A 12,969-nucleotide genomic window follows, 5' to 3' on the forward strand; every position below is an offset into this window, starting at 1 on the left:
CAACCCGATCGCATGGCCCGCCCCCACCGGACCGGCATCGCCTCTTCCACTGCCAGCCTGGCGGGCGGAGCGATGCTGTCCGTGGTGTCCGCCGATGCGGGTTCTGCCCGCCGCCAGCCCTTCCGGGAGACCCTTGCATGACCCTGTCCGATCCGCGCCGCGCCCTGCTTCCACTCGCCCTGGCCCTGGCCTGTGCGACCACTGCGATGCCGGTGCTGGCACAGGGGCTGCAGACCTCGTTCGAGCCCGGCGAACCTGCCCCGACGCAGGCCGCGGGTGCACTTCAGGTCACGATCGGCAACGGCCCTGCGGCGCCTTACGCGGCCAAGCGCAACGCCGGCTACAGCGGCCTGCATGCACTGCGCTACAGCAGCGAAGGCGGCAGCGCGCGGCGCGAACTGTTCAAGGCCGACCTGCCCATCGAGGCCGATACCACGCTGTCGTGGCTGGTGCTGCCGGAGATCGTCGGCAAGGACACCGTCGCTTCGACCTATGTCTCGCTGGACCTGCTGCTGGACGATGGCAGCCGCGTGTCGGCCGGTGCGGCGCGCGACCAGCATGGGGTGGCGATCGGCGCACGCGCGCAGGGCGAATCGAAGACGCTGTACCCGCAACAGTGGGCGCGCAAGGCAGTGCGGCTGGGCGACGTACCCACGCTGAAGGGCCGCCGCGTGGTGGCGATCGAGCTGGAGGTGGCCAGTGCCGAGGGCGCGCCGGTCTCTGGCTGGATCGATGACGTGCGCCTGGACGCACAGCCGCGGCAGCAGCCACAGCGCGTCTCCGACTGGGTGCTGACCACCCGCGGCACCCAGGCCAACGGCACCTTCTCGCGCGGCAACAATTTCCCGGCCACGGCGGTGCCGCACGGCTTCAACTTCTGGACCCCGGTGACCGATGCCGGCGCACTGAACTGGCTGTACCGCTGGAACGAGCAGAACGACGCACAGAACCGCCCGCAGCTGCAGGCGCTTGCGCTGAGCCACCAGCCCAGCCCGTGGATGGGTGACCGCCAGACCTTCCAGGTGATGCCCTCGGCCAGCCGTGGCGTGCCGGAGGCCGACCGCCGCAAGCGCGCGCTGTCGTTCGATCGCCGCCATGAAAGCGCGCGCCCCTACCGCTACGACGTGCGCTTCGACAACGGCATCGCTGCCGCCATCGCGCCGACCGATCATGCCGCGTTGTTCCGCTTCGACTTCCCCGAAGGCGGTGACGCCAACCTGCTGTTCGACAACGTCGATGCACGTGGTGGCCTGACTCTGGATGCCGCCACACAGACGCTGTCGGGCTACACCGATACGCGCAGCGGCCTCTCCAACGGCGCCAGCCGCATGTACGTGGTGGCCAGCTTCGACAAGCCCTGGCGCAGCAGCGGCCGCCTCGACACCGGGCGCCCGACCGGCTACATCAAGTTCGATGCCGGCAGCGAGCGGCGGGTGACGATGCGCATCGCCACCTCGCTGATCTCGGTGGAGCAGGCGCGGCACAACCTCGCACTGGAAATCGCCGCCGCCGATACGCTGGAGAGCGTGGCCGGCCGCGCACAGGACGCGTGGGACGCGCGCCTGGCCCGCTTCGACATCGGCGATGCCAGCGACGACCAGAAGACCACGCTGTACTCCAGCCTGTACCGGCTGTACCTGTACCCGAATTCCGGCCACGAGAACGTGGGCAGCGCCGCCGCACCGGAGTGGCGCTACGCCAACCAGGCCAGCGCCAGCGATGACAACACCGAAGGCAGCGCGACCCGCAGTTACGCCGGCGTGCGCGATGGTAAGGTGTTCGTCAACAACGGCTTCTGGGACACCTTCCGCACCACCTGGCCGGCCTATGCACTGTTCACGCCCGACGATGCCGGCCAGCTAGTGCAGGGCTTCATCGAGCAGTACCGCGCCGGCGGCTGGATCGCACGCTGGTCGTCGCCGGGCTATGCGGACCTGATGGTCGGTACCAGCTCGGACGTGGCCTTCGCCGATGCGTGGCTGAAGGGCATCGGCGGTTTCGATCCGGCCGAGGCCTACGCCGCCGCGCTGAAGAACGCGACCGTGGTCCCGCCCGACCGCCATGTCGGCCGCAAGGGCATGGACCGTTCGACCTTCCGTGGCTACGCCAGCGCGGACGTGCATGAAGGCATGTCGTGGACGATGGAAGGCGCACTCAATGATTTCGGCATCGCCAACATGGCCGACGCGCTGGCCAAGCGTGCGACCACGCCGGCCGCACGCGAGCGCTACAGCACCGAGGCCGACTACTTCCGCTATCGCGCCGCCAGCTACACGACGATGTTCGATCCGGCCGCCGGCTTCTTCCAGGGCCGCACTGCCGATGGCCAGTGGCGCGTGGACGCGAAGGACTACGACCCGCGCGTGTGGGGCCACGACTACACCGAGTCCAATGGCTGGACCTTCGCCTTCACCGCTGCCCACGATGGCGAAGGCCTGGCCGCGCTGTACGGTGGCCGCGACAAGCTGGCGGCGAAACTGGATGCCTTCTTCGCCACGCCGGAAACCGCAGACCCGGCACTGGCCGGTTCCTACGGCGGCACCATCCACGAGATGACCGAGGCGCGCGACGTGCGCATGGGCATGTACGCGCACAGCAACCAGCCGGCGCACCACATCCCGTGGATGTACCTGTACGCCGGGCAGCCGTGGAAGACCCAGCAGCACGTGCGCGAGATCCTGTCGCGGCTGTACGTCGGCAGCGAGATCGGCCAGGGCTATCCGGGCGACGAGGACAATGGCGAGACCTCGGCGTGGTACGTGCTGGCCTCGCTGGGCCTGTACCCGCTGCGCATGGGCGCCCCGGAGTATGTGATCGGTTCGCCGGCCTTCCGCCACGCGCGGGTGGAACTGCAGGGCGGCGCGGTGCTGACCGTGAACGCGGCCAACAATTCGCGAGAGAACGTCTACGTGCAGTCGCTGAAGATCAACGGCACGCCCTGGACGAAGACCTGGGTGCCGCACGAGCTGATCGCCAAGGGCGCGACGCTGGACTTCGTGATGGGCCCGCAGCCGTCGCGCTGGGGCAGCGGCGTGGATGACGTGCCGCGCTCGCTGACCGCCCGTGGCCAGCGCCCGCAGCTGCTGCACGACCTGCTCGGCAGCGGCGCGAAGGCAACACTGGCCGATGGCCGCGCCCTGCCGGCGCTGGTCGATGACGATGCGGCCACCACCGTCGGCCTGGGTGGCGGCGCGACCATCGCACTGACCGGCCTGAGCAATGGCACGCCGACGATGTATACGCTGACCAGCGGTGACGGCCGCATCCAGGGCGGCGAATGGACGCTGGAAGCGCGCAATGGCAACGGCCACTGGACCGTGCTCGACCAGCGCAGCGGCGAAGCCTTCGAGTCTGCCCGCCAGACCCGTCCGTTCCGCATCGCCAGACCCGGTCGTTACAGCGAGTACCGGCTGCGCCTGGCCGCGCCGGGCCGGCTGCCGCTGGCGGAGATCGAACTGTTGGCGCCCAGCGCCGTACAATGAGCCCTATGCGCTACCGTCTGTTGCCTCTGGCCCTTGTTGCCCTTTCCTTCTCCAGCTTCGGCCAGACCCAGGCCTTTGATGCGCAGCTGACCCGCGACGGCGTGACGCTGAACTACCAGGACGCCCGTGGCGCCCTGGCCGCGCCGCAGCGCAAGCGGGTGATCGATACGTTCTACTTCGCCTACCTGCGCGAACGTGCGGACTTCCACCCGGCCGCGCCATCGATGGTGCGCATCGTGATCGATCCGGCCTACACCGGGATCGCCTTCGTCGGTGACAAGGACCAGGCGGCAACGATCACCATCAATCCGGGTTGGCTGGCGCAGCACCCCAACGACATCGACCTGGTCACCCATGAGGCCATGCACATCGTGCAGGGCTATCCGGGCCATGGCGACGCACGGGTGCCGGGTTGGCTGGTGGAGGGCATCGCCGACTACGCACGCGACCGCTACGGCATGGACAATGCCGCCGCGGGCTGGTCGCTGCCGGGCAAGGTCGAGAAGGGCCAGAACTTCGACAGCGGCTACCGGGTCACCGGTGCGTTCCTGAAATGGGCCGACGCCGAACACCCCGGCCTGGTGCTGGCACTGGACACGGCCCTGCGCGATGGCCGCTATGCACCGGCGCTGTGGCAGAAGCACACCGGCAAGGCACTGCCCGCACTGTGGGCCCAGTACGCCAAGCCGCGTTCGGATGCACCGCCGCCGGCCCCTGCACGCCGCGGCAAGCGGCGCTGACTGGGTGGTCAACTGGGAATTGGGGCGACTGGGTAGAGTCGACTGTTAGTCGACTGACTTTCGTACAGCCACCGAAAACCCCGCGCTTCGCGCGATAGTCGACCAACGGTCGACTCTACCTCGCTGCTTTCTACGCCTCAGCGCGACTGCACGAAACCGGCGTACAGCGCGAACAGCTGCTGGAAATATCGCCGCGTGACTCGATTACGCATGACACCCTCGCCCATGAAAGTTGGTCGGGCCCAGGGTGGGAAGGCCGGTCCGGTCCCTTCCCACGGCCGGGCCGCGTGGGCGTATTGGGCCGCAACGGCGTTGCAGGGAAATGACCGGGCGGCGTAGTGCGTGTGGCAGGTTCGGCGGCCGTTGCGGCAAATGAAAACACCGGGCAATGCCCGGTGTTTTCACTTGCGCCGACGTCCAGCCGCGCCAGCGCCATCATTCTTCCGACCAGGAGCCCCTTCTTGTTGAAGGGGCGCGCCGAAGGCGGGGGTAGAGGAAGAATGCGTGGGCAGCGGAAGTGGGAAAGAAGGCTTATGCCTTCTTTTCCGCTTCCAGCTGCTTGCGGATCTGCGCATCGACCGCCGCGATCGCGGTCATGTTCAGGATCCGGCGCGAAGTGGCGCTGGTGGTCAGGATGTGCACCGGCTTGTTCACGCCCATCAGGATCGGGCCGATCGCCACGCCATCGGTGAACACGCGCACCAGGTTGTAGGCGATGTTGGCCGCTTCCAGGTTCGGCAGCACGAACAGGTTGGCGCGGCCCTGCAGGGTCGAGCCCGGCAGCAGCTTCTGGCGCAGCGCTTCATCCCATGCGGTGTCGCCCTGCATTTCGCCGTCCACGTTCAGGCGCGGGTTGCGCTTGAGCAGCAGCTCGCGCACCTGGCGCATCTTCAGCGCGTCCTTGGAATCGTGGCTGCCGAAGTTGGAATGCGACAGCAGCGCGACCTTCGGCTCGATGCCGAACAACTTCATGCGGTAGGCCGCCTGCAGGGTCGCTTCGCACAGCTGCTCGGCGGTCGGGTCTTCCTGCACGTGGGTATCGACGAAGAAGAACACGCCCTGCTGGTTGATCACGCCGGTCATCGCCGAGGTCGAGGTGACCTTCGGCTCCAGCGGCAGCACGCTGCGCACGTAGCCCAGCTTCTTGTGGAAGCGGCCGACGATGCCGGTCAGCATTGCATCGGCTTCGCCACGCGCCACCATCACTGCTGCGATCAGGGTCGGGCGCGAACGCATCAGGTTCTTCGCCGCGGCCACGGTCACGCCACGACGGCCGGTCAGGCCGTGGTAGTACTGCCAGTATTCGTTGAAGCGCGGATCATCGTTGATGTTGGTGACTTCAACGTTCTCGCCGATCTTCAGGCGCAGGCCGAGGCGCTCGATGCGCGATTCGATCACTTCCGGGCGGCCGATCAGGATCGGGTGCGCCAGGCCGTCATCGACCACGTTCTGCACCGCCTGCAGCACCACTTCCTCTTCGCCTTCGGCGTACACCACGCGCTGCTTGTCGCTGCGCGCGCGGTCGTAGACCGGCTTCATCATCAGGCTGGTGCGGTAGACGAACTGGGCCAGCTTGTCGCGGTAGGCGCCCATGTCGTCGATCGGGCGCGAGGCCACGCCCGAGTCCATCGCGGCCTGGGCCACGGCGGCCGACAGCTCCACCAGCAGGCGGCGGTCGAACGGGCGCGGGATCAGGTATTCACGGCCGAAGCTCGGCGTCTCGCCACCGTAGGCCGAGCCCATGTCGGTGGCGGCACGGCGGGCCAGCGCAGCGATGGCACGCACGCAGGCGATCTTCATTTCCTCGTTGATCGCGGTGGCGCCCACGTCCAGCGCACCACGGAACAGGTACGGGAAGCACAGCACATTGTTGACCTGGTTCGGGTAGTCCGAACGGCCGGTGCCGATGATCGCGTCCGGACGGGCGGCGCGCGCCAGTTCCGGCATGATTTCCGGGGTCGGGTTGGCCAGTGCGAAGATCACCGGATCCGGCGCCATGGTCTTGACCATGTCGGCGGTCAGGATGCCCGGCGCCGACAGGCCCAGGAAGATGTCCGCGCCGTCGACGATCTCGGCCAGGGTGCGCTTGTCGGTGTCGCGCGCATAGCGCTGCTTTTCCGGGTCCAGGTCGGTACGGCCGGTGTGGATCACGCCCTCGCGGTCGAAGGCCAGGATGTTTTCCGGCTTCAGGCCCAGCTGCACCAGCATGTTCACGCAGGAAATGCCGGCTGCGCCCATGCCCGTGGTGGCCAGCTTCACGTCCTCGATCTTCTTGCCGGTGATCGCCATGGCGTTGAGCACCGCCGCGCCGACGATGATCGCCGTGCCGTGCTGGTCGTCATGGAACACCGGGATCTTCATGCGCTCGCGCAGCTTGCGCTCGACCACGAAGCATTCCGGCGCCTTGATGTCTTCCAGGTTGATGCCGCCGAAGGTCGGTTCCAGCGAGGCGATGATGTCGACCAGCTTGTCCGGGTCGGTCTCGTCGACTTCGATGTCGAACACATCGATGCCGGCGAACTTCTGGAACAGCACGCCCTTGCCTTCCATCACCGGCTTGCCGGCCAGCGCGCCGATGTTGCCCAGGCCCAGCACCGCGGTGCCGTTGGAGATCACCGCCACCAGGTTGCCGCGGGCAGTCAGCTCGCTGGCCTGCTGCGGGTCGGCCTTGATCGCTTCACAGGCGTACGCCACGCCCGGCGAATACGCCAGCGACAGGTCGCGCTGGGTCAGCATGGGCTTGGTAGCGGAAACCTTGATCTTTCCCGGCGGGGACATCCGGTGGTAATCGAGGGCGGCCTGTTTGAAATCTTCGTTGGACATCGATGTGGGTTACATGAATGGGCAGAAGGGACAGGGGATGATACCCCCGTTGGAGCGTCTGGACCTGTCGCTATCCTGTCGCAAGCATGCTGCGACCGCACAATTCCGTGCCGTATGCGACGGTACCGCGATGTCAGCTTCGGCGTTGCCCATGACAGCCATGGGACGCCCTGAAACGCCGCGGGGCCGTACCACTGTCGTGACCGGCCCCGCAGTACCACACACCTGGATCAGCCCTTGGCCGGCAGTGCCTCGGGCAGCGCATCGACCGGCGGCGGCAGTTCGCTTTCGCGGCCATCCAGCGCCAGCTTCAGGCGGTTGCGGTCCAGCGCGCCTTCCCAGCGCGAGACCACCACGGTGGCCACGGCATTGCCGATGAAGTTGGTCAGCGAGCGGCATTCGCTCATGAAGCGGTCCACGCCCAGGATCAGCGCCATGCCGGCAACCGGCACTTCCGGCACGACGGCCAGGGTGGCGGCCAGGGTGATGAAGCCCGCGCCGGTGACGCCGGCCGCGCCCTTGGAGCTGAGCATGGCGACCAGCAGCAGGGCGATCTGGTGGCCCAGGGTCAGTTCGGTGTTGGTGGCCTGGGCGATGAACAGCGCCGCCAGGGTCATGTAGATGTTGGTGCCGTCCAGGTTGAACGAGTAGCCGGTCGGGACCACCAGGCCCACCACCGATTTGCTGCAGCCGGCGCGTTCCATCTTCTCCATCAGCGACGGCAGCGCCGACTCCGACGACGAGGTGCCGAGCACCAGCAGCAGTTCGGCCTTCAGGTAGCGCGCCAGCTTGAACACCGAGAAGCCGCACAGGCGGCAGACCACGCCGAGGATCACCGCCACGAACAGGAAGGCGGTGAGGTAGAACGAGCCCACCAGCCAGGCCAGGTTGATCAGCGAGCCGACGCCGTACTTGCCGATGGTGAAGGCGATCGCACCGAAGGCGCCGATCGGGGCGGCCTTCATCAGGATGTGCACCAGCTTGAACACCGGAGCGACCAGCGCCTCCAGGAAGTTCAGCACCGGCTTGCCCTTCTCGCCCACCATCGCCAGCGCGATGCCGAACAGCACGGCCACGAACAGCACCTGCAGGATGTTGCCGTCGACGAACGCGCTGAGCAGCGTCTTCGGGATGATGTCCATCAGGAAGCCGACCAGGGTCAGGTCGTGCGACTTCTCGACGTAGCTGTGCACCGCGGTCTGGTCCAGCTCGGCGGGGTTGATGTTCATGCCGGCGCCGGGCTGCACCACGTGCGCCACGATCATGCCGACGATCAGCGCCAGCGTGGAGAAGAACAGGAAGTACGCCATCGCCTTGGCAAAGACCCGGCCCACCGTACGCAGGTGGGTCATGCTGGCGATGCCGGTGACGATGGTGAGGAAGATCACCGGCGCGATGATCATCTTCACCAGGTTGATGAAGGCATCACCGAGCGGCTTCATCTTCTCGCCGATCAACGGCTCGTAATGGCCGAGGATGGCGCCCAGGACGATCGCCACGATCACCTGGAAGTACAGCTGGCGATAGATCGGCAACGGCTTTGCAGGCACCGGTGCTGCGGTCGGGATGTGCATGGCGGACTCCGGAAGGGGCGTTTTCAGGCACGTACGGCCCCGGAGCTGCACGGGAACCGTTACCGTGGAAACTGTTCGCAGGCCCTGTGCAGCACGCACAGGAGGTGCGACCAATGGACGCCTTTGTACGCGCCAGGCACGCCAGCGCAGATAACCTATTGGTACTAGCCTCCCGGTTCAGGTAGCACAGGTGCCTACACTGGCGCCGCACCGCCCGATCCTGGGGAGGCTGGTGGCCCGGGCTGAACGGCTGGGTGAGTCTTTGCGAAAGTTCCGGCCCTTGCGGCCGTTGATGTCCTGTCCACACGCAATCTGAGAGAGCCGCACCCAACATGCGCCCGAATCCCACCTTGCTGGCCCTGTCGCTGGCCGCCCTTCCCGCCTTCGCCTCGGCCGCCGATTTCGACAACTGGCCGACCAAGTACACCTTCGGTGATGGCACCGAGCTGGCGGCCACCGCCAACATCGCCTACGACTACAACGACTTCTCCTCGGCCAGTGGCCTCGAGGACGACGATGCCGTGCGCCGCAAGGAATTCGGCGCGACGCTGAAAAAGAAGGGCGTCTACGATGCGATGGTCTACTACGACTTCCAGGCCGATACCTGGCTGGACGTGTTCGTGCGCTTCGAGAGCAAGGCCTTCTTCGGCCGTGACGTCGGCCGCTTCCGCTTCGGCTACATGAAGACCCCGGTCGGCCTGGATGCGAACACCTCTTCGCGTGCCGGCAGCTTCCTGGAAACCTCGCTGCCGGTGCAGGCCTTCTACGAAGGCCGCCGCACCGGCGTGGAGTGGGTGCTGGAGCGCCCGCAGTACCTGCTGCAGGCCGGGGCCTATGGCGGCAAGGACCTGCAGGGCGACAACCCCGGCACCACCCAGGCGGTGCGTGCGGTGTGGACGCCGGTGAAGGCACCAGGCGATGTGATCCACCTGGGCCTGGCCTACTCGCAGGAAAACCCGCGTGGCTACAGCGATGGCCGCGACGTGCATCACGAGGCCAGCGCCCGCCTGCGCGCGCGCCCGGAAGCCGGCCTGACCGACATCCGCTACGTCGATTCCGGTGCGCTGGTCACTGCCGACCAGATCCGCCGCACCGGCCTGGAAGGCATCTGGATCCGGGGCCCGTTCTCGCTGCAGGCCGAAGCGCTGCGCGCTACGGTCACCCGTCATGACGGCAAGCCCGACTACACCGGCAGTGGCCAGTACGCGATGGCCAGCTGGGTGCTGACCGGCGAATCGCGCCCGTACAACGCCGGCGCGGTGGCCAACATCAAGCCGGCGCACAACTACGGCGCGGTCGAACTGCTGGCCCGATACAGCCGTCTCGACCTGGACGATGGCAGCATCCTCGGCGGCCGCCAGCACGACCTGACGCTGGGCGCGAACTGGTACCTGACCAGCCACTTCAAGTTCCAGGCCAACTACGTGAAGGTCGACGCCAGCCGTCGTGGCGTGCACAGCACGCCGGAGATCTTCGAACTGCGCGCGCAGATGCACTTCTGACCCCTTCCACGTCAGAACCCGGCGGGCGTGCACGCCACGCCCGCCGGCCCTGCGTAGACTGCCGCCATGTACTGGCTCAGCCGCCACCGGATGCTGTTGCTGACCCTGCTGGTGATGGTCGGCGGTACCATGCTGTGCGCGGTCGCCGCCGGTCATTACGCCTGGCGGCGCGCGCTCGGCGAGGAAAGCAGCCAGGTGCAACGCCAGCTGCAGCTGTATGGCCAGGGCCTGCAACAGCGCATCGACCGCTTCGGCACCTTGCCGCAGGTGCTGGCACTTGACCCGGATCTGCTGCATGCGCTGCGCGTACCGCCCTCGCCCAGCGAACGGCAGCGGCTGAACCTCAAGCTGCAACGCGCCAATGAAGTCACCCGTGCCTCGACCCTGACCCTGGTCGGCCACGACGGCGTGGCGGTGGCGGCCAGCAACTGGGACCAGCCGACCACCAATGTCGGCGAGAACTACAGCTACCGCCCCTACTACCGCCAGGCGCTGGCGCAGGGCCGTGGCCGCTTCTACGGCATCGGCATGACCACCGGCGTGCCCGGCTATTACCTTTCGCAGGCCATCGAAGAAGACGGCAAGCGGCTGGGCGTGGTGGTGATCAAGGTCGAGTTGTCCGCGCTGGAACAGGAATGGCTGAGCAGCCCCGACGTGGTGCTGGCCAGCGACGACCACGACGTGGTGTTCCTGGCCAACCGGGACAGCTGGCGCTACCGGCTGCTGCGCCCGCTGGGGGCCGATGAGCGCCGCGAGATGCTGGACGCCCGCCAGTACGCCGACCGCGCATTGCAGCCCCTGCGCGCACGCACCGAAGACGTGCTGGCCGATGGCGGCCGCATGGTGCGCCTGCTGGACCCGGCGCTGCCGCAGCCGATGCTGTGGCAGAGCCTGCCGCTGCCCGCCGAAGGCTGGAACCTGCACCTGCTGCACGATGCCAGTGCCGCCACCGGCGCCGGCCGCGCCGCGGCACTCACCGGTGGCGCTGCATGGCTGGCGCTGGGCTTCCTGGTGCTGTTCGTGCAGCAGCGCCGGCGCCTGGCCAAGCATCGCCTGCGCAGCCGCCGCGAGCTGGAAACCCTGCTCAAGCAGCATGCACAAGAACTGCGTACCGCGCAGGATGGCCTGCTGCAGGCCGCCACCGATGCCGACAGCGGCCTCAGCCGCAGCCTCGAACACCTGCCGCAGGGCGTGGTGGTGATCGACCGCGAGCTGCGCCTGGTCGCGTGGAATTCGCGCTATCTGGAACTGTTCCGCTTCCCGCAGGACCTGGTTCGCGTCGGCCGGCCGATCGAGGAACTGTTCCGCTTCAACGCACGCCGTGGCCTGCTTGGTCCGGGCCCGGTCGATGAAGCCATCGAGCGCCGCCTGAACCACCTGCGCAGCGGCCGCCCGCACATGCGCGAGAGCGAAAAAGACGATGGCACCGTGCTGGAAATCCGTGGCAACCCGCTGCCCGACGGCGGCTTCGTCACCAGCTATGCCGACATCACCAGCTACAAGAACGCCGCGCGCGAACTGCGCTCGCTGGCCGATGCGCTGGAACACCGCATCGCCGAGCGCACACATGACCTGGAGGAAGCACGCCGCGAAGCCGAGCAGGCCAACCGCTACAAGACGCGATTCGTCGCCTCGGCCGTGCACGACCTGCTGCAGCCGCTCAACGCGGCGCGCATGTTCGTCTCGGTGCTGCGCGGCAAGCTGGGCGACCCGGCGCAGCAGCAGACTGCGGACCACATCGATGCTGCACTGGCCGCGCAGGATGCGATCCTCAATAGTCTGCTGGATATCGCGCGCCTGGAATCCGGCAGCCTGCCGACCCGAGTGCAGGCGTTCCGGCTCGGGCCTTTGCTGCAGACGCTGGCGCGCGAATTCGGCATCGCCGCACAGTCGCGTGGCCTGGTGGTCGACTGGGTCGATACCGATGCGGTAGTGGTCAGCGATGAAGCCCTGCTGCGCCGAATCCTGCAGAACTTCCTGTCCAACGCGCTGCGCTACAGCGAACGCGGCCGCGTGCTGCTCGGCTGCCGTCGCCGTGAAGGCATGCTGTGGATCGAGGTGCACGACCAGGGCCCCGGCATTCCCGACGCGTTGCAGGGCGAGATCTTCGAGGAGTTCCGCCGCCTGCACGACGGCCAGCAGCGCGGCGCCGGCCTTGGCCTGGCCATCGTCGATCGCATCGGCCGCCTGCTTGGGCATCCGATCCGGCTGCGCTCGCAGCTGGGCCAGGGCAGCGTGTTCGCGGTGGGCGTGCCGTTCGGCGAAGCCAGCGCGATTCCCGCTACTGCTCCTGTGCCGGTGCTGGTGCAGGAACCGGCAGCGGACAACCCGCTTCGCGGTCGCCGGGTATGGGTGATCGACGACGATCCGCACGTGTGCGCGGCCAGCCGCGCGCTGCTGGAGCGCTGGGGCTGCGAGGTGGCGCTGGCCGATGGCCCACAGGCGGCGCTGCAGCTGGCAGCAACAGGCGCAGTACCGGAGCTGGTGCTGCTGGATGTGCGCATGGGCGATCACCATGGGCCGGTGCTGTACGAGACATTGGCCGAATTGTGGCAGGCCCGCCCGCCGGTAGTGCTGGTTACTGCCGAGCGCGATGCGGGATTGCGTGAGATGGCCGCCGAACGCTGCTGGGGGATGATGGCCAAGCCGGTGAAGCCGCCGGCGCTGCGGGCACTGATGAGTCAGTTGCTGATCCGCCATCGCGGGTAGTTTCCAGCCAACGGCGCAGCCCCTCGTGGGTGGTGTCTGGGTGGTCGCGGAAAGCAGAAGCCGCGGGTGGGCCGGTCGGGTTGGGTACGCGGGGGACGCCGTGAATCCGTCCCTGGAGGCTTGGCAGCCGCTTGCTCGT

General features: G+C 67.6%; 6 protein-coding genes. 4 read left to right on the forward strand and 2 right to left on the reverse strand.

Going from position 1 to position 12,969, the window contains the following annotated elements; translation table 11 throughout:
- Window positions 1-137 precede the first annotated feature (137 nt).
- Both AC5P7I_RS02515 and AC5P7I_RS02520 read left to right on the forward strand, forming a co-directional pair.
- On the forward strand, window positions 138-3,482 hold the full coding sequence (locus AC5P7I_RS02515) for a GH92 family glycosyl hydrolase (RefSeq protein WP_262088125.1): 3,345 nt from the start codon (window positions 138-140) through the stop codon (window positions 3,480-3,482).
- Complete coding sequence (locus AC5P7I_RS02520; protein WP_032959489.1) at window positions 3,479-4,222, forward strand: basic secretory protein-like protein; 744 nt, start codon at window positions 3,479-3,481, stop codon at window positions 4,220-4,222. Before AC5P7I_RS02515 ends, AC5P7I_RS02520 begins: the two co-directional genes overlap by 4 nt.
- Window positions 4,223-4,753: 531 nt before the next feature.
- Here the strand turns inward: AC5P7I_RS02520 and AC5P7I_RS02525 are convergent.
- Entirely contained in the window at window positions 4,754-7,045 is a 2,292-nt protein-coding gene (locus tag AC5P7I_RS02525; protein WP_032959490.1) for an NADP-dependent malic enzyme, read from the reverse strand.
- A gap of 230 nt (window positions 7,046-7,275) precedes the next feature.
- The gene (locus AC5P7I_RS02530; RefSeq protein ID WP_014648357.1) at window positions 7,276-8,619 is read right to left on the reverse strand and encodes a dicarboxylate/amino acid:cation symporter; all 1,344 of its coding nucleotides are present in this window, start codon (window positions 8,617-8,619) and stop codon (window positions 7,276-7,278) included.
- 332 nt (window positions 8,620-8,951) lie between these two features.
- Between AC5P7I_RS02530 and AC5P7I_RS02535 the strand changes: the two genes are divergently transcribed.
- Window positions 8,952-10,121 (forward strand): OprO/OprP family phosphate-selective porin, encoded by a 1,170-nt coding sequence (locus tag AC5P7I_RS02535; RefSeq protein WP_032959491.1) that lies wholly within the window; start codon window positions 8,952-8,954, stop codon window positions 10,119-10,121.
- Between the two features lie 66 nt (window positions 10,122-10,187).
- Window positions 10,188-12,830, forward strand: coding sequence for a hybrid sensor histidine kinase/response regulator (locus AC5P7I_RS02540; RefSeq protein ID WP_262088126.1), 2,643 nt, complete (start codon window positions 10,188-10,190; stop codon window positions 12,828-12,830).
- Window positions 12,831-12,969: the final 139 nt, after the last annotated feature.

It is taken from the genome of Stenotrophomonas sp. YJH_SMC_138, from assembly GCF_059369855.1.

Bases quoted from the DNA above. Each gene is read 5' to 3' on its own strand.
- AC5P7I_RS02515 (WP_262088125.1), top strand. From the start codon at position 138: ATGACCCTGTCCGATCCGCGCCGCGCCCTGCTTCCACTCGCCCTGGCC.
- AC5P7I_RS02530 (WP_014648357.1), bottom strand. From the start codon at position 8,619: ATGCACATCCCGACCGCAGCACCGGTGCCTGCAAAGCCGTTGCCGATC.
- AC5P7I_RS02535 (WP_032959491.1), top strand. From the start codon at position 8,952: ATGCGCCCGAATCCCACCTTGCTGGCCCTGTCGCTGGCCGCCCTTCCC.
- AC5P7I_RS02540 (WP_262088126.1), top strand. From the start codon at position 10,188: ATGTACTGGCTCAGCCGCCACCGGATGCTGTTGCTGACCCTGCTGGTG.
- AC5P7I_RS02520 (WP_032959489.1), top strand. From the start codon at position 3,479: ATGAGCCCTATGCGCTACCGTCTGTTGCCTCTGGCCCTTGTTGCCCTT.
- AC5P7I_RS02525 (WP_032959490.1), bottom strand. From the start codon at position 7,045: ATGTCCAACGAAGATTTCAAACAGGCCGCCCTCGATTACCACCGGATG.